The organism is Limnohabitans sp. INBF002 (assembly GCF_027924905.1).
Classification (GTDB): domain Bacteria; phylum Pseudomonadota; class Gammaproteobacteria; order Burkholderiales; family Burkholderiaceae_C; genus Limnohabitans.
This window is the reverse complement of the sequence record NZ_AP027055.1, coordinates 2,513,472-2,530,901: the sequence shown is the minus strand read 5'-3', so window position 1 is coordinate 2,530,901 and position 17,430 is coordinate 2,513,472. Positions and strand designations below refer to the sequence as shown.

Annotated in this window: 14 protein-coding genes; 6 read left to right on the top strand and 8 right to left on the bottom strand. The window is 59.1% G+C overall.

Annotation, left to right across the window (positions count from 1 at the left end; translation table 11 throughout):
* Positions 1-52 precede the first annotated feature (52 nt).
* The 5 genes from QMG15_RS12640 to QMG15_RS12620 are packed head-to-tail and all read right to left on the bottom strand — an operon-like array spanning position 53 to position 4,436.
* Positions 53-655, bottom strand: coding sequence for a chalcone isomerase family protein (locus QMG15_RS12640; protein WP_281788869.1), 603 nt, complete (start codon positions 653-655; stop codon positions 53-55).
* The gene (locus QMG15_RS12635; RefSeq protein ID WP_281788868.1) at positions 652-1,887 is read right to left on the bottom strand and encodes a cyclopropane-fatty-acyl-phospholipid synthase family protein; all 1,236 of its coding nucleotides are present in this window, start codon (positions 1,885-1,887) and stop codon (positions 652-654) included. The genes QMG15_RS12640 and QMG15_RS12635 overlap by 4 nt, the downstream gene beginning before the upstream one ends.
* Before the next feature lie 19 nt (positions 1,888-1,906).
* Complete coding sequence (locus QMG15_RS12630) at positions 1,907-2,653, bottom strand: DUF1365 domain-containing protein (RefSeq protein ID WP_281788867.1); 747 nt, start codon at positions 2,651-2,653, stop codon at positions 1,907-1,909.
* The gene (locus QMG15_RS12625; RefSeq protein ID WP_281788866.1) at positions 2,650-3,942 is read right to left on the bottom strand and encodes an FAD-dependent oxidoreductase; all 1,293 of its coding nucleotides are present in this window, start codon (positions 3,940-3,942) and stop codon (positions 2,650-2,652) included. Before QMG15_RS12625 ends, QMG15_RS12630 begins: the two co-directional genes overlap by 4 nt.
* Positions 3,939-4,436, bottom strand: coding sequence for a glutathione peroxidase (locus tag QMG15_RS12620; RefSeq protein ID WP_281790148.1), 498 nt, complete (start codon positions 4,434-4,436; stop codon positions 3,939-3,941). The genes QMG15_RS12625 and QMG15_RS12620 overlap by 4 nt, the downstream gene beginning before the upstream one ends.
* Before the next feature lie 190 nt (positions 4,437-4,626).
* Here QMG15_RS12620 and QMG15_RS12615 point away from each other — a divergent pair, with 190 nt between their 5' ends.
* Both QMG15_RS12615 and rfaE2 read left to right on the top strand, forming a co-directional pair.
* Positions 4,627-5,589, top strand: coding sequence for a MerR family transcriptional regulator (locus QMG15_RS12615; protein WP_281788865.1), 963 nt, complete (start codon positions 4,627-4,629; stop codon positions 5,587-5,589).
* A gap of 11 nt (positions 5,590-5,600) precedes the next feature.
* A complete protein-coding gene (rfaE2, locus tag QMG15_RS12610; protein ID WP_108402035.1) occupies positions 5,601-6,104 on the top strand; it encodes a D-glycero-beta-D-manno-heptose 1-phosphate adenylyltransferase in 504 nt (167 codons plus the stop codon).
* 32 nt (positions 6,105-6,136) lie between these two features.
* On the opposite strand, the gene glnE is transcribed toward rfaE2, so the two are convergent.
* Complete coding sequence (glnE, locus tag QMG15_RS12605; RefSeq protein ID WP_281790147.1) at positions 6,137-8,842, bottom strand: bifunctional [glutamate--ammonia ligase]-adenylyl-L-tyrosine phosphorylase/[glutamate--ammonia-ligase] adenylyltransferase; 2,706 nt, start codon at positions 8,840-8,842, stop codon at positions 6,137-6,139.
* 36 nt (positions 8,843-8,878) lie between these two features.
* Between glnE and QMG15_RS12600 the strand changes: the two genes are divergently transcribed.
* Genes QMG15_RS12600 through QMG15_RS12590 form a run of 3 tightly spaced genes read left to right on the top strand, consistent with a single transcriptional unit; the run spans position 8,879 to position 15,576 of the window.
* Positions 8,879-12,937 (top strand): YhdP family protein, encoded by a 4,059-nt coding sequence (locus tag QMG15_RS12600; RefSeq protein WP_281788864.1) that lies wholly within the window; start codon positions 8,879-8,881, stop codon positions 12,935-12,937.
* On the top strand, positions 12,937-14,937 hold the full coding sequence (locus QMG15_RS12595) for an ATP-binding protein (RefSeq protein WP_108359416.1): 2,001 nt from the start codon (positions 12,937-12,939) through the stop codon (positions 14,935-14,937). The genes QMG15_RS12600 and QMG15_RS12595 overlap by 1 nt, the downstream gene beginning before the upstream one ends.
* A gap of 3 nt (positions 14,938-14,940) precedes the next feature.
* Positions 14,941-15,576: a response regulator gene (locus tag QMG15_RS12590; RefSeq protein WP_281788863.1), complete on the top strand. Its 636-nt coding sequence runs from the start codon at positions 14,941-14,943 to the stop codon at positions 15,574-15,576.
* A 1-nt stretch (position 15,577) separates the two neighbouring features.
* On the opposite strand, the gene QMG15_RS12585 is transcribed toward QMG15_RS12590, so the two are convergent.
* On the bottom strand, positions 15,578-15,718 hold the full coding sequence (locus QMG15_RS12585) for a hypothetical protein (RefSeq protein WP_170108445.1): 141 nt from the start codon (positions 15,716-15,718) through the stop codon (positions 15,578-15,580).
* Here QMG15_RS12585 and QMG15_RS12580 point away from each other — a divergent pair.
* Positions 15,651-16,913, top strand: a complete 1,263-nt coding sequence (locus QMG15_RS12580) for an MltA domain-containing protein (protein WP_281788862.1) — start codon at positions 15,651-15,653, stop codon at positions 16,911-16,913. The genes QMG15_RS12585 and QMG15_RS12580 overlap by 68 nt on opposite strands.
* Before the next feature lie 12 nt (positions 16,914-16,925).
* Here QMG15_RS12580 and QMG15_RS12575 read toward each other — a convergent pair whose 3' ends face one another.
* Positions 16,926-17,402 (bottom strand): Lrp/AsnC family transcriptional regulator, encoded by a 477-nt coding sequence (locus QMG15_RS12575; protein WP_108359413.1) that lies wholly within the window; start codon positions 17,400-17,402, stop codon positions 16,926-16,928.
* Between the last annotated feature and the right edge of the window lie 28 nt (positions 17,403-17,430).

Below are 17,430 nucleotides of genomic sequence, written 5' to 3'. Positions count from 1 at the left end.
TTCACCATCTGGTTTCTCCCAAAGTTCAAATGCAGTTCTGCGGTGCTGGGCTTCATTGTTGAGCGCCGGCCAGCAATTGCTGGCGAAGCTGGCGTTGCGAAGTTTCGGGGGCCAACCAAATGCCAAAAAAGCGTTTCGCCAATTCTGCGTCGGTTATGTCACCCAACAGGCGGTCTTGGTGCAAGAGCTGCATGCCTTTGTCGGGGGCGTAAACGCCGGTGATGCGGTCGCCGCTGCGCACGTTTGGAATGAGCGATTGCAACACGCCCGACCAGTTGTGTTGTTGGGCAGCGCTCAAGGTACGCTGGCCTTGCATTTCATCTATGGAGCGTTGCGCAATGTCAGCGCCTTTGAAATCCCGCAGGTAGCGCAGCTCTAGCACCAAGGCTTGCATGGCCCAGTTGTCGGGGGCAAAAGCGGTGCTGCCCCACAGGCTGGCGTCGTACACCTCAAAGCCCCAATAGGTGAATCGGTGCTGCCCAATCAGGCGCGGTGTGCCGCGAAGCAGGGAGCGCACAAAACTTGGGACTGCGGTTGGTGTGTCTGGCTTGGCGTTGCTTTGCTGGTTGGCGTGTGCGTCTAACGACAAGGCACCCGCACAGCTGAGAACCGCCGCACGCATCACATGGGTCAATGCGCTGCGGCGTGTGGTCATGGCTTGACCAAGGTGAACTGCAACACATCGGTGTTGTGCTGCTCAAATGCGGCTTCGCAGTAAGCGAGGTAGAACTCCCAAATACGGATGAAGCGCTCGTCAAACCCCAGTTGCAACACCTGCGTTTTGTCCGCCATGAATTGGTGACGCCAGCGGCGCAAGGTTTCGGCGTAGTCCAAACCAAAGGCCAGCTCGTCCACCACTTTCAGGCCTGCGCGTTCGGCGTGCGCGCGAAACTCGCGCGGACAAGGCAAACAACCGCCGGGAAAAATGTATTGCTGAATGAAGTCGGTGCTTTTGACATAGCGGTCAAACAGCGCGTCGTCGATGACGATGGTTTGGATGCAAGCTTTACCGCCAGACTTCAGCAAGCGAGCCACGCTCTCGAAATAGGTGGGCCAATATTCTTGGCCGACAGCCTCCAACATTTCGATGGAGCAGATCGCGTCATAGGGGCCGTCGTCAATGTCGCGGTAGTCTTGCAAGCGCAGGTGGCTGGTGGCGGCCAAGCCTTGGGTTTGCATGCGTTGGTTGGCAAACGCCAGTTGCTCGTGGCTCAAGGTCACGCCGCTCATGTGCGCGCCAAACTCTTGGCCGCCCAGCTCAGCCAAAGCGCCCCAGCCGCAGCCGATTTCAAGAATGCGGTCACCCGCTTTGGCGTCGACCATGCGCAGGGCGCGCCGCACTTTGGCGGTTTGTGCCTCGGCCATCGGCTTGGCGCGGTCGTTGTCAAACCACGCGGACGAGTAGTTCATCGTGGGGTCAAGCCACAGCTCATAAAAGGCATTGCCCAAGTCGTAATGTGCGTGGATGTTTTTCTTGCTGTTGCTGCGCGTGTTGCGGTGAAGCAAGTGGCGCACGCGGTAGAACAAGCGGCCCAACCAGCTGCCAAAGATCAGCTCGTCCATGTCGCGGCGGTTGGCGACTAAGAGCTGCAGCAGCTCAGACAAATTGTTTGTGGTCCACTCGCCCGCAATGTAGCTTTCAGCGAAACCAATGTCGCCCGATTTCAAGGCTTGCGTCAGCGGGGCATAGCTGTGCAAATGCAGGGTCGCGTTGAGTGCTGGGCCTGTGGCGGGTGCTGCGCCGTATTGCGCCACACTGCCATCGGGCCATTGCACATGCAAGGTGCCATGTTGTAAACGTTGTAGCAAGCTCAGCACGCGCCGCGCAGCAGCGGGCATGTCTTGGGGGGCAGAGCGGACGGGGGCCGAGGTCGTGGATGAAGTCATGGCTAGGCTTTGAATCAGTTCAACGGGTTACAAAATCTTTGGGTGGCGTGGGCTTGGTGAAAAACGGCACACGCTTGCGCCACAGCTTCATCGCTTGCCAATGGATGCGGGCCATGACCATGAGCGTCATCAGCGGGTAGCCCCACAAGGCGCGGCGCAAGGCGGCGCGGGTGATGGGTTCGAGTTGGCCGCTGACGCTGGTTTCGATCAAGGGGCCCAGCGCATCGTCGTGGTCCACGCGCGCCACGGTGTGGTCGGCGGTGCGCATGAAGCGAAAGCGGTAGTCGCCTTGCACGTCGCAAAACGGCGACACATGAAACACCTTGTTGGCGCATTGCTCCACGCCGTATTGCGGGCGATCTAGCAAATAACAGTGGCGTTCGCCAAAGGTGTTGTTCACTTCCACCACGATGGCGCGTAGGCTGTTGTCTGCTGCGTGGCAATACCAAAAGCTCACGGGCTTGAAGGTGTACCCCAGCACGCGTGGGTAGCAATGCAGCCACACCTCGCCCGTGGCGTCGGTGATGCCTTCCTTGTGCAGCAATTCCTCTAGCCATGCCAGGGCACCACCCGCTTCGGGTTTGCGTCCATCGCCGTGGTCTGTGTCGTGAAAGCTGATGGCGCCTGCGCGGTTGATGGGTAGCACCGTGTGGGTGTGAAGCGTGCGCATGGGCAGCATCAAAAAGAAAGTGCTGTAGTTGAACGCATGCACCTTGGGCCGCAAACGTGTGTGACGCACTTGACCAAAACCAATCATGTGGCTCATCTTGCCAAGCTCGCCAATAAGTTCTGTGCGGCATCGCGCCCAGCCTTGAAGCCGTCTTCATGAAAGCCATAACCCATCCATGCGCCGGCAAACCAGGTGTGGTGTTGGCCTTGCAGTTGGGGCATGTGGGCCTGCGCCTGAATGGCGGGCAAGTCAAACACGGGGTGGGCGTAGTCGTATTCTCCAATGACGTGCGCTGGGTCAATCTCGTGCACAGGGTTGAGCGACACGATCACGTCTTGTGTGAACGGCAGCGGCTGCAAGAGGTTGAGCCAGTAGTGCAGGCACACGCGGGTGGACTCGGTGTTGTCATGCGCGGCACGTTCGTAGTTCCATGCCGCCCAGGCGAGTTTTTTCTTGGGCATCACCGACACGTCGGTGTGCAGCACCGCACGGTTGGGGTGGTAGTGAATGGCGCCTAATGTGCTTTGTTCTTGCGCCGTGGGCTCGGCCAGCATGGCCAACGATTGGTCGGCATGGGTGGCCAAGATCACTTGGTCAAAGCGTTCAGAACCTGCGTGGGTTTGCAGCGTCACGCTGTGGGCATCGCGTTCAATGCGCAGCACGGGTGTGTTCAAACGCTGATCGCCAACGCCTGCCAAAATTTTCTCGACGTAATGGCGCGCGCCACCGGCCACCGTGTACCACTGCGGGCGGTTGTTCACTTGAATCAGCCCGTGGTTGTGGCAAAACCGAATCATGGTGGCCACAGGGAATTTCAGCATTTGGTCGGTGGGGCAGCTCCAGATGCATCCCAGCATCGGCAGCAAATACCAATCGCGGAAGGCGTCGCTGAACTTGTGCGAAAACAAAAATCCACTCAGCGGCTGGGCCAGTTCGTGGTCTTGGTTGCGCTCGGCCAATTCTGTGGCCAAGGTGTTGAAGCGAACCACATCGCGCAGCATGCGAAGGAAGCTGGGCTTGAGCAAATTGCTGCGCTGGGCAAACACGGTGTTGAGGTTGGCGCCGTTCCACTCCAACGCGCCTTTGCCGTTCTTGTTGGGCACTTGCACCGAGAACGACATGTCGGATTTGACGGTGGCCACTTGCAGTTGTTCAAACAAGGCAATCAGCCCTGGATACGTGCGCTCGTTGTAGACCAAGAAGCCGGTGTCCACACCGTGGGTTTGCAGGCCTGTGGGGGTGGGCAAGGTCACGTCCACGGTGTGGGTGTGACCGCCAAAATAGTCACCCGCTTCAAACAGCGTGATGTCGGCTTGGCCCTGCAAATGGTGGGCCGCAGACAGGCCCGAAATGCCTGAACCCACAATGGCGATACGTGGCTTCATAGCGCAGAGGCTTTCATGGCCAACTGGTTTTCAATCTCTTGCACAAAGCTTTTATCTTGTGGCCCGGTCATGCTGCTGAAGCTCTTGATGTGTTTGCCATCGCGGCTGATGACGTATTTGTAAAAGTTCCACTTAGGCGTGGTGCCAGTTTGCTCGGCCAACTGTTTGAACAAGGGCAAAGCGTCTGCGCCGCGCACTGTGGTTTTGACAAACATGGGGAACTTCACGCCAAATGTGTTTTCGCAAAAGTCGGCGATCTTGGCATTGTTGTCGGGCTCTTGTGAGAAGTCGTTGCTGGGGAAGCCCAGCACCACCAGACCGCGATCCTTGTATTTGGCATACAGCGCTTCGAGGCCTTTGTATTGCGGCGTGAACCCACAAAAGCTGGCTGTGTTCACGACAACCACCACTTGACCTGCGTATTGGCAGAGTGCTTGTGGTTTTTCGTCTTGCAGTCGCAGCACCGTGTGTTGCAGGACGCGTGGGCAGGTCATTGTTGCTGTCGTGGCGTTTTCTGAGGCGCTGTGCGCTGTGTTGAGGCCCAAGAGCAGCCAAACGAACAAGAAAACAAAACGGTGCGCCATGGGAAAGCCCTTCTTCAATAGGGGACAATCATGGCCTAATCTGAAAAAACCGTCTAGGACAGAACTTATTCTCCATGTTCACTTACGGGGATTGCCATTTATGAACTCACGTGATGATCCTTCAGGCCTGGTGCTTTCCATTGCGGCTGTCGAACGCGACACGGGCATTGGCAAGGACACCCTGCGTGTCTGGGAGCGACGTTATGGCTTCCCTGTGCCCGGTCGCGACGCGCATGGTGAGCGCGCCTACCCGATAGCGCAGGTGGAAAAGCTGCGCCTGATTAAGCGTTTGATGGACCAAGGGCATCGTCCGGGCCGCATCGTGGCGCAGTCCATGGAGGCGCTGCAGCACCTCAGTCGTGGTGAGGCCTCATTGCAGTCAAGCGATGAAGCCGGCATCTTGCATCCACGTTCAGATTTGATGGCTTACATCGTCATGTTGCAAACGCAAGACCATCAAGGCCTTCAGCGCGAACTCCTCAAAACCTTGTCGCAAGATGGCTTGCAGCGTTTTGTCACCGATGTGGTCGCGCCCCTCACGGCGATGGTGGGCGACACGTGGGCTCGCGGTGATTTGGCTGTGCATGAAGAACATCTCTACACGGAATGTGTCATGACCTTGATGCGACAAGCGATCTTGGCGCTTCCAAAGCCAGCCAACGGTGGCGAACCATCGGTGTTGCTGACCACGTTCCCGCAAGAGGCCCATGGATTGGGCTTGTTGATGGTCGAAAGTTTGTTGACCTTGCAAGGCTGCCGTTGTGTGTCGTTGGGCACGCAAACCCCTGTGCGCGACATTGCCCAAGCGGCGATGGCCCATCGTGCGGACGTGGTGGCTTTGAGTTTCAGTGCCAACATGAAGCCCAACCCTGTGGTGGACGGTTTGACCGAGTTGAATTTGCTATTGCCCGCTTCGAGCCAGATTTGGGTGGGCGGGCAAGCCTCGGCGTTGCGTCGTCGACAGATTGAGCGCGTGGTGGTGTTGCACGATTTGAATTCGATCACCGATGCCGTGAACCATTGGCGTCGCCACAAGGCTGCGTCAGTCCATGCCGCCACCTAAAATTCATCCCCATGACTGACACCACTTTGCTCCCCCCGGCTTTCCTTTCCAAGTTGGCTTCACGCCACGACGCGGTGCAACGCGTGGCGGCCTTGCGCGCGCAAGGGCCCGTGGTGTTCACCAACGGCGTGTTTGATGTGCTGCACCGCGGCCACGCCTCGTATTTGGCCCAAGCCCGCAGCTTAGGCGGCAGCTTGGTGGTGGCTTTGAACAGCGATGCGTCTGCGCGCCGTTTGGGCAAAGGCCCAGACCGCCCACTGAACAACGAGCTGGACCGTGCGGCGTTGATGGCGGCTTTAGAGTCCGTGAGTTTGGTAACGTGGTTTGACGAAGACACACCGCTGGAGCTCATCACCGAGTTGCGCCCCGACGTGCTGGTCAAAGGCGGCGATTACGACATGGGCAAACTGGCGGAAACGCAAGTGGTGCTGGCCTACGGTGGCCGCGCCCAAGCGATTCCGTTTGTCGATGGCTACTCCACCACTGCGTTGGTGAAAAAAATCCGACAAGGGTAAAAGCCCCGCACGGTCGTTGCGTGCGGGCTGATTCACACCTCAGGAAACACCGCGTGCCACAGCGCCTGGATGGCTGAACATTCTTTTTCCAGCTCAGCCGTGGGCACTTGCGTGGGTTGTTCGTCCAAGCGCGCACGGTGTTGCACACGGCGCAGTTCTCGGTAAGCGCTGCCAGCCGCTTCGCCCACACCAGCGGGCAGCAAGCCGGCTTTTTCAGCGCTCAGCAACAAGGCAATGTTGCCCACGTTTGCCAGCAAGGCCGGGTGTTGCTGCGCAAACGCCAGCACCAAGTATTGGACGGCAAACTCAACATCCACCATGCCACCCGCGCTGTGCTTCACGTCAAACAAATCGGGCTTGACGGTGTGTGCGGCGTGCAGCTTTTCGCGCATGGCCACAATTTCTTGGCGCAGCGCCGCTTGGTCGCGTTTGGCGTTGATGACGTTGGCGCGGACGGCGTCGAAGCGGGCTTTGAGATCAGACGCGCCCAAGCAAAAACGCGCACGCGTCATGGCTTGGTGTTCCCAGGTCCATGCGGTGTTTTCACCGCGTTGGCATTGGTAGTCTGAGTAGGCTTCGAAGGTTGACACCAACAGGCCCGAGTTGCCGTTGGGACGCAAAGCGGTGTCAATCTCGTACAAATCGCCTTCGCCAGTTTTGACGGTGAGCCAGTTGATGAGCTTGCGCACATAGGTCGCATAAATTTCGCCCGCGCGTTCGTGTGTGTCTTCATAGACAAACACGATGTCCAAGTCGCTGCCGTAGCCCAGCTCTTTGCCGCCCAGCTTGCCGTAGGCGAGGATGGCAAATTGCGGCTCGTCGCGGTGGCGTTGTTTGAAGTGTTGCCACACCCAACGGCTGGTGATCTTCAACACCGAGTCAGCCAAAGCGCTCAAGTCGTCGGCCACTTGCTCGACGGTGATGCGGCCTTCCACGTCACGCGCCAAGGTGCGGAACACTTCGGCGTGGTGCGCGCGGCGCAGCAAGTTGAGCAACGTTTCTTCGTCGGCCTGCCCGGTCGCTTGCAGCGATTCCAGGCGACGTTCCAGTTCTTGTTCAAACTCGGCAGGCACAAAGCGCTCGGCCAACAAGGCTTCGCCCGCGAGCTCGTCAATGACCCCCGGGTGCTGCTGCAAATATTTGGCAGGCCAACGTGCCATGCCCAGCAAACGCATCAGTTGCTCGTGCACGCGAGGCCGCTCAATCAGCAAGGCCAAATAACTTTCGCGGCGTAGCAGCGGCTCCATCCAGTCGCTCCAGCGCACGGCAGCTTCTTCGGTGATGCGGCCATCGTCGATCCATGCATTGGTGCGTTGCAAAAGTTTGAGCAAGCGCTGCACACTGTCGTCGCGCAAGGCGCGCACGCGGGGTTGCTCTGACCACAACGCCACGCGCTCGCGCAGATGCACATTCAGGTCTGGCAGCAAAGACTCGAGGTCTACGTAGTCGTTTTGCGCTTTGGGTGTGCAGCCTTTGCACTCGCTGTTGTTTGTGTTTTCTGCTTTGTCGCCCAAGCCCAACAAGCGGTCAAACTCGTGCGCCACCAATTCCCGGTGGGTGTCGAGCTGGGTCAAAAAGTCGCACACATCGCCATACCCCAAGGTCAGTGCAATCCAGTTCAGGTCGTCGTCGTTGGTGGGCAAGACGTGGGTTTGTTGGTCGTCTAAGTATTGAATGCGGTGCTCGACTTGACGCAGAAACACATAGGCCTTGGCCAACGCATCGGCGGTGGCGGCGGGCATGAGGTTGGCTTGGCTCAGGCGCTGCAAGGCTTGCAGTGTGGGGCGTGTGCGCAATTCGGGGAAGTGGCCACCGCGCACCACTTGCAGCAGCTGCACCGTGAATTCAATTTCACGAATGCCGCCGCGCGAGAGCTTGACATCGTTGGCGCGCTCAGGCCGGCCCGCACTGCGCGTGACCGAGTGCTTGCGAATTTGCTGATGCAAACCGCGCAGCGACTCAAACACGCTGTAGTCCAAATAGCGGCGGAACACAAAAGGCAGCACCGTGTCACGCAGTTCAAACGCATTGGCTTTGGCGCTGAAGGGCGCGACCACGCGGCTTTTGAGCCAAGCAAAGCGCTCCCACTCGCGGCCTTGCACCAAGAAATATTCTTCCAGCGATTGGCGCGACACCACGCTCGGCCCCGAGTTGCCGTTGGGGCGCAAAGCCAAATCCATGCGAAAGACAAAGCCATGCTCGGTGTTGTCGCCGATCAGCGCGTAAATCAGTTTGACGGCTTTGGCAAAGTAGTCGTGGTTGCTGATGCGTCCGCGTCCATCGGGCAAGCCCGTGGTTTCGCCGTCTTCGTCGTACACATAAATCAGGTCAATGTCGCTCGACACGTTGAGTTCACGCGCGCCAAATTTGCCCATGCCAATGATCCACAGCACCGCGCGTTCGCCGCTAGGCGTGGTGGGTGTGCCGTAGCTGGCGTCGAGTTGGGCTTGGGCCTCGTGATAGGCCGCGTCGAGGGTGAATTCGCCCAGTTCGGTCACGGCGCGCGTCACCACATCCAGGCCTGCACCTTGGTCGCAGTCCAACACCGCCAAGCGTTCCATCACCAGTTGGCGCAACATGCGCAGGGCGTTGCCGCAGGGCTGGGTTTGGCGCAGCGCCTCAAAACACGTTTGCATGGTGGCCAAGTTTGGCGCGCCCGCAGGCAGCAGGTGCAGCTCATTGGCATAGCGGCGGCGCAAGCGCTGCACAAAGCGCGAATAAGTACTTAAGTCCTGCATGGAGGGAGGGATAATTCCAGTCACGTTGCTAACACCATGAAAAATTTGTCTGACTCTGTCAATGCCACCCCCGAATCCAAGGCTTCTGATTTGCAAACCAAATCAGGCTGGCGACGCGCGCTCAACTGGGCTTTAGGCCTGGTTGCATTGGCATGGGTGGTGGTGTTGGTCGCTTGGAGCGCCCTGCACATTTTCATTGTGCCCCGAATCGGCGATTACCGTGAGGTGCTGCAACAACAGGCTTCGCGTGCCATGGGTGTGCGCGTGGACATTGGCAGCATCAGCACCCAAGGCGGTTGGTGGGTGCCGTGGTTTGAAGTGAACGACATCGTGTTGTTCGACCGCGAAGGGCGTGAGGCTTTGCGCTTGCCCCGCGTGTTGGCGGCGGTGTCGCCACGCTCTGTCGTGCTGGGCCAGTTTGAGCAACTGGACATTGAGCAACCTGAATTAGAAATTCGCCGTGATGCCGACGGTCACGTGTGGGTGGCGGGTTTAGACACCGGCGCCGCGGGTGACGGCAGCGGTGCCGATTGGTTCTTCTCGCAACCCGAGTTTGTGGTCCGCCAAGGGGTTGTGCATTGGCGTGACGAAAGTCGCCCAAGTGAGGCACAAACGATCGCCCCGGCGCTGACCCTGCGTGGTGTGGACGTGTCGGTGAAAAACCATGGGTTCCAACACGAGCTGCGTCTGGATGCCACGCCGCCCGATGCCTTGGGTCAGCGCATGTCCGTGCGCGGTAAGTTTTACCAAGTGCCCTGGCAACGCGCGGGCGACACCTCGCAATGGACGGGTGAGTTGTTTGCCGATTTGCCGTATGTTGACATCGCCGCGTTGCGTCAGTGGGTGGCTTTAGACAAAGGCTTGTCTTTGCAAGAAGGCCGTGGCGCGATGCGTGTGTGGACCGATGTGCAAAAAGGGCAGCCCATGGGTGTGACGGCTGACGTCGCGCTAGATGCCGTCACCGCGCGTTTGGGCGCTGACTTGCTGCCTTTGGGGCTGCGCCATGTGCATGGCCGTGTGGGCGCGCAATGGCAAGGCGGTGAAGTTGAAATCAGCAGCCAAGACTTGGTGTTTGACACCCAAGAGGGCGAGCACTGGCCGGGCGGTGTGTTGCGTGTGAGCTGGCGCGGCGATGCGTTTGAGTCTGGCACCGTGAATGCCGACCGTTTGGACTTAGACGCGCTGGTGCAAATCAGCCAGCGCCTGCCGTTGCCAGAGGATTGGCGCGAAATTTTGGCGCGCGTGCAACCGCAAGGCCAAGTCAACCAGCTCAAGGCCACTTGGCAGAAAAATGAAGGCGATGTTTTGCAATACGGCGCACGCGGCCAAGTGCGTCAGCTTTCTCTCCAACGTGACGCGCAGCCAGACAGCCCCTTGGCCAATTTGCCTGGCTTGCAAGCGGCGCAGCTCGAATTTGATTTCACACAAAAAGGCGGCAAAGCACGGGTGAGCATTCACAAAGGCAGCGTGACCTTGCCCATGGGTTTGGATGAGCCGTACCTGGCCTTCGAAGAAGCCTCGGCGCAGCTCGCTTGGCAGCTCAAAGGCGATGACGTGGCCGTGCAGTTCACACAAGGCCGTGTGGTCAGCGACGATGTGGCCGGCGAATTCAACGGCAACTGGAAAACAGGCGAAGCCGAGGCGCGTCTGCCGGGCGTGTTGGATTTGACCGCTGCGATCAGCCGAGCCAATGTGGCGCGGGTGTACCGCTACCTGCCCAATACCTTGCCCGCTGATGTGCGCGCCTATGTGCGTGATGCGGTTCAAGCGGGTGAGGCCCATCATGTGACCTTGCGCTTGCGCGGCAATTTGAATGACATGCCGTTTGAGAACCCCAAGCTGGGCGAGTTCCGCATCGTGGCCCAAGTGACGCAAGGGCGCTATGCCTATGTGCCGCCCACACCACCCAAGCCCAAAACACCACCACCGCCTGCATGGCCTGCTTTGATGGCGGTGAACGGCGAGTTGGTGTTTGACCGCACTGCGTTGCATTTCAAAGGCAGCACCCAGTTGGCTGGTGCCCCAGGCGTGATCTGGCAAAAAGTAGAAGCGCACATCCCCAAGCTGGCGCAACCCGTGGTCAGCGTGACAGGTGAGGCACGTGGTCCCGTGGCGCAAGTGCTGGACATGATTGCCAAATCGGCACTCAACGAGTTGACGGGCACCGTGTTGGGCAAGAGCCAAGCAACGGGCGATGCCAATTTCAAATTGGCTCTGACCTTGCCCATCGACAAACTAGAGACCTCCAAAGTTCAAGGCAGTGTGGCGTTTGCGGACAACGCATTGCAAATCATGCCGGGCACACCCGTGCTTAACCGAACGCGTGGCAACTTGCAGTTCAGCGAGCAAGGGTTTGAGCTCAAAGCAGTGCAAGCGCAGCTGTTGGGCGGCGATGCTGTGTTGGATGGTGGCCTGACCTTTGTGGCCACAGAGGGCCAATCGCCCTTGCAACTCAAAATTCGCGGTGACTTGACGGCAGAGGGTTTGCAACAAGCGCGTGAGCTGGGCTTTGTGTCACGCTTGGCGCAACGCGCCACAGGCAAGTCGACTTACACCGCAACTTTGGGGCTACGCCGTGGCGAGCCAGAGCTGTTGATCAACAGCGACCTCAAAGGCATGGCCTTGAACTTGCCAGCACCGCTGAACAAAACAGCCCAGACCGCCATGCCGTTGCGCATTGAGTCGCAACTCACGCGGGAATCGCTGCAAGCCAAATCACGCGTGTTGCAAGACCAAATCAAAGTCACCTTGGGTCGGTTGGTGTCGGTCACATATGTGCGCGATCTCAGCGGCCCACGCGTGCGCGTGGTTCGTGGTGGCATTGCCGTGGGGCAGTCGGTCGTTGATGCGGTGCCCATGCGTGACAACGCGGTGAGCTTGAATTTGCAATTGCCCTCGCTCGACTTGGATGCGTGGAACACCGCGCTCACCCAGCTCACGGGTGTGTCGCCGCTCAAGCGCAAACAGGCCACGGCAGCTGTCATCGGCAGCGAAGCCACGGGTGAAGGCGCGCAAGAGTACATGCCTTCCTTTGCCGCGTTGCTGGCGGACCAAATCAAGGTGTCTGATCGCGTGATTCACAAAGTGGTGGTGGGTGGCACACGCCAAGGCGATTTGTGGCGCTTGAACATCGGTGCCGATGAGCTCAATGGCTCGGCAGAAGTGCGGCCACCTAATGGCAATGTGCCCGCACAGCTGTATGTGCGTTTGGCGTATTTGAATATCCCACCCAGCTCGGTGCCCGATGTGGAGCGCCTGTTGACCGAGCAGCCCAGCAGCATTCCCACCTTGGACATCGTGGTGAATGAGCTGACCTTGCGTGGCAAAAAACTGGGCCGCTTAGAAATTGATGCTGTTAACCGCGTGGGCACAAACGCCGTGCGCGAATGGCGCCTGAACAAATTCAACGTGACGCTGCCAGAAGCCACCTTGACGGCCAATGGCAATTGGGCAACCGAAGGGCCGCGCGTGCGTCGCACGCAGTTCAACTTTGTGTTGGCCATCCGTGACAGTGGCGAGCTGTTGGGCCGCTTGGGCACGCCAGGGGCCATTCGCCATGGCGAAGGACGCCTGGAGGGCCAAGTGTCTTGGCAGGGTTCGCCCATCACGCTGGACTACGCCAGCATGAGCGGCAAGATGAACTTGGCGATTGAAAAAGGGCAGTTCTTAAAAACAGAGCCAGGCGCAGCCCGCTTGTTGGGCGTGCTCAATTTGCAAGCCTTGCCGCGTCGCTTGACCTTGGATTTCAGCGACTTGTTCAGCGACGGGTTTGCGTTCGACTTTGTGCGTGGCGACGTGCGCATTGAGCAAGGCGTGGCCTCCACCAACAACCTGCAAATGAAGGGCGTGGTGGCTGGCGCATTGATTGAAGGCCATGCCGACTTGGTGCGCGAAACCCAACAGCTCAAAGTGGTGGTGGTGCCTGAAATCAATGCAGGCACGGCCTCGCTTTACGTTGCCACCATCAATCCTTTGATCGGCTTGACCAGCTACCTTGCGCAGATGGTGTTGAGCAAGCCTTTGGTGCGTGCCGGGACCAACGAGTTTCATGTGGATGGCACGTGGGCGGACCCCCGTGTGACCAAGGTCGACTGATGCCGTTCAACGCTGGAACACAAGTGCGCCGTTGGGTGCTGTGGGTGCTTCTGGTGGTGCTGGTGCTGTCCATGCTCAGCACTTTGGTGTGGTTGGCGGGGCGTTATGAAGTCAGCCAAGTACAAAGCCGTTTGGAGCGTGATGCGGCGGATGCTGTGGGCGACATTCGCACCGCACTCACCCGCAATGTGCAGAGCTTGCAAGCGCTGCAATACGCCGACCGGGCTGCTACGCCTTGGGAGCAAGATGCCCACACATTGCTGCGTGAACACCGCGAGTGGTTGCGTTTGGAGTTGCGGGATACGGAGTTGCGGGTGCTCAAAAGCATCGACACCTCGTTTCGTGCGCCCGTGTTCAACCGCTTTGGCCGAGCTGCCAACCAGCCCGAAGTGGTGCAAGCCTGTGGTGTGGCGCGTCGCCAAAGCGGCCCCGGCTACGGCGCCAGTACCTACGTGCCGCAAGCCGATGGTTTGGGTTTGGAAATCATGGATCTGTGCTTGCCCGTCATCACCGATGGGCAGCTCACGGGTTACACCGTGGCCACGTATTCCTTGGGTGAGATGTTGGTCAACATGGTGGGCCCGCAACTGACCCGCAGCCAAGAGGTGTCGTTCACCGAGTCGGATGGCACACGCTTGGCCATGCATGGCACGGCACGCCGCGGTTCGCGCGTGTTCATTGCCAAACAGCTGCTGGATTTGCCCGGTCACACCATGGTGCTGCGCATGGACAGTTGGCGCGGTGCACCCGATTTGTTCCCCAACGTTTTGACAGCCTTGGTCACGGCGATGGCGATTGCCTTGGTCACCGTGCTCATCATGCTGGCGCGTGACATGCGCCGTCGCCAACGCGTGGAGCTGGATTTGGCTGACGCGCTGGCCTTTCGCAAAGCGATGGAAGATTCTCTGGTCACGGGTTTGCGCGCGCGTGACAACGAAGGTTGCATCACGTATGTGAACCCTGCGTTTTGCGAGATGGTGGGCTTTGAGGCCAAAGAGTTGATCGGTCGCGGCATTCCTGCCCCCTATTGGCCGCCAGAGATGGTGGATGAATACGGTCAGCGCCAAGCCTTGCGGCTGGCGGGCAATGCACCGCCGCGTGAAGGGGTGGAGTCCGTCTTCATGCGCAAAAACGGCGAACGTTTTGCGGTGATGATTTTTGAAGCCCCGCTCATCAACGCCTTGGGCGAGCAAACTGGTTGGATGGGCGCGGTGTTGGACATCAGCGAGCAGCGCCGCGTGGAAGAAGTGTCGCGTGCCAGCCAAGAGCGACTGCAAGCCACAGCGCGTTTGGCCACGGTGGGTGAAATGGCGTCGCTCTTGAGCCATGAACTCAACCAACCCTTGGCCGCGATTTCCAGTTACGCCACGGGCAGCATGAACTTGTTGCAAGAAGCTGCCGTCAAAGACCCGCAATTGGCGGAGACGCTCAGCAGCGCCATTCAACGCATTGGGCAGCAAGCGGAGCGTGCGGGCAAGGTCATCAAGAGCGTGCACGACTTCGTGCGTCGCCGCGACCAAGCGCGCGAGGCCGTCACGCCACGCGCCTTGTTGGATGACGTGATGCCTTTGGTGATTTTGCAAGCCCGTAAGCTGGGCGTGCGCGTGGTCGTGCAATGCCCGCCTGATTTGCCCACCGTGTGGTGTGACCGCACCATGGTCGAACAAGTGCTGCTGAACCTGTCGCGCAATGGCATGCAAGCCATGGCCGATGACACGCCCAACAAAGTGCTCACGCTCAGCGTGCGTCCTGCGGCGTCGAACGCCATCAGCCGCTGGCTTGAGTTTTCAGTGGCCGATTTGGGCCAAGGCATTCCTGAGGGCGTGTCCGAAAAACTCTTCACACCCTTCTTCACCACCAAAGAAGAAGGCATGGGCTTGGGCTTGAGTTTGTGTCGTACCGTGGTGGAACAGCACGGCGGATTTTTGGGGCACCGCCCCAACACGCCGCGCGGCACGGTGTTCAGCTTCACCCTGCCACAATCGTCACCCGAGACCTGACACATGCAACCCACAGAAGACGCTTTGGTTTTTATCGTTGACGACGACGCTGGCGTGCGCGAAGCCTTGGCGTGGCTGTTGCGCTCGCGTCGCTTGCCCAGTCAATCCTTTGAAAGCGCCGACGCCTTCGCTGAATTTTTGGATGCGGGCAGCAGCCCTTGGCAGCCCACGCAGCCTGGGTGTTTGCTGCTCGATGTGCGCATGCCCGGCATGAGTGGCCTGGCTTTGTTTGAGCAACTCATCGAACGTCAGCTGTTGGATGCGCTGCCCGTGATTTTCTTGACGGGCCATGCCGACGTGCCCACCGCCGTGGATTCGGTCAAGCGTGGTGCTTTTGATTTCTGTGAAAAACCGTTCTCAGACAACGCCTTGGTCGACCGCATTGAGCAAGCCTTGGCGCGCTCGGCGCAAACCTTGCAAAGCCTGCGCAGCAAACAAAATTTGCAACACAACTTGGCAGACTTGACCGAGCGCGAACGCGACGTGATGGACTTGGTTGTGGAGGGCTTGCCCAACAAGCTGATCGCAGATCAGCTCGACATCAGCGTGCGTACGGTGGAAGTGCACCGCGCCCGCGTGTTTGACAAAATGAATGTGAAGTCGGCCGTCGAATTGGCCAACTTGCTGCGCGGCGAGTGAGTTACGGCTTGTCTTTGGCGGCTTCTTGCTGCGCCGCACGGTGCTCTGCTTCGGCCTCTGCACGACCTGAGAACATGGTCCACCACACGATCAATACCAAGATGCAACCTGCGCCTAGCGCTTCTAGCAAAATTAACAGCATGAGACAAATCCTGTGGCGTTTGACGTGGGCCTTGATTGTAGGAAGCTTGGTGGCTTGCGGCACCACGCGCCATGCACCTGTGAGCGACTACGGACGCACGCCGCCTTCAGCTGCGCGCACCCCTGCGGATGCGCCGCGCACGACAGGCAGCTTGGCAGGCACGCCTGGCACACCTAGCCCGCAGCAAAGTTATCGCAGCCGCTGGGTGGCTGCGTCGTGGAGCGAGGTGCCTGGCTGGCAAAACGACCAAATGCAAGACGCATGGAATGCGTGGCTGCAAAACTGCGAACGCCCTGGCCCTTTGTTTGCGCCTCTTTGCAAAGATGTGCGTCAGCTCATGCTGGGCAGCGACGATGACCGCCGCCTGTGGATGATGGGCCGCTTGCAGCCGTATCGGGTTGAATCTTTGGATGGTGCGAGCGACGGTTTGCTCACCAGCTATTACGAGCCGTTGTTTGATGCGTCGGCCCAAATGCGCCCCGGTTTTGAAGTGCCTTTGTACGCACCGCCCGAGGGCTTGGCCGAAGCGCGCCGCGCAGGCCGCCCTTGGTTCAGCCGACAAGAGATCGACACCAACCCTCAAGCGCGTGATGCTTTGCGTGGCCGAGAAGTGGCGTGGCTCGCTGACCCGATTGACGCCTTGGTGTTGCACATCCAAGGTTCGGGCCGCGTGCGCATCGCCAACCCCGATGGCACCACGCGCATCGTGCGCTTGGCGTTTGCAGGTTCGAACGAACAGCCCTACCAAAGCGTGGGCCGTTGGTTGTTGGACCGCGGCTTGATTCGTGATGCCTCTTGGCCCGGCATCAAAGCCTGGATTGTCAGCACACAACAAAGCAACCCGCGCTTGGTGCAAGAGATGTTGTGGAGCAACCCCCGCTATGTGTTTTTCCGCGAGGAAGTTCGCAGTGCCGCCGAGGCCGACTTGGGTCCGCGCGGCGCACAAGGCGTGCCCTTGACCTCTGGCCGCTCCATTGCGGTGGACAAAGATTCGATCCCTTATGGCACGCCGGTTTGGTTGGCCAGTGCGGGCCCCAATGCCAACCTGCAGCGCTTGGTGTTTGCGCAAGACACCGGCAGCGCCATCGTGGGCGCGGTGCGTGCCGATTACTTTGCCGGCACAGGGCCAGAGGCTGGCGACTTTGCGGGTCGCATGAAGCAGGGCCTGCGTTTGTGGGTGTTGTGGCCCAAGTGACCGGACGCTGACTTATTTTTTCAAATGCGTCAGTGGCAAAGCGCCGCTGGCTTTGACTTCGCCCAAGGAAAAACTGGTGTGAATGTCTTTCACATGCGGCAAGTTGATCAGCACCTCGCGTGCAAATTGGCTGAAGCTTTCTAAGTCTTGAGACACCACTTGCAGCTCAAACGTGCCGGTGCCGCTGATGTAGTGGCAAGCCACGATTTCTGGAATTTTGCGAATCGCCACTTCGAGTTTGCGCGCCACATCGCCCGTGTTGCGTTCGGCATCCACGCGCACAAATGCCAACACGCCCAAACCAATTTTGTGGCGGTTGATTTCAGCGCGGTAGCCCGTGATGTAACCCTCTTCTTCGAGCACACGCACACGCCGCCAACATGGCGCGGCGCTCAGGCCCACGCGTTGCGCCAACTCTGCATTGGTCAGGCGTGCATCGGCTTGTAATTCGCCCAAGATGGCAAGATCAAACTTGTCGAGTGTTTCCAAGCTTGCGCTCCTTTGTTTCGTTTAGTGA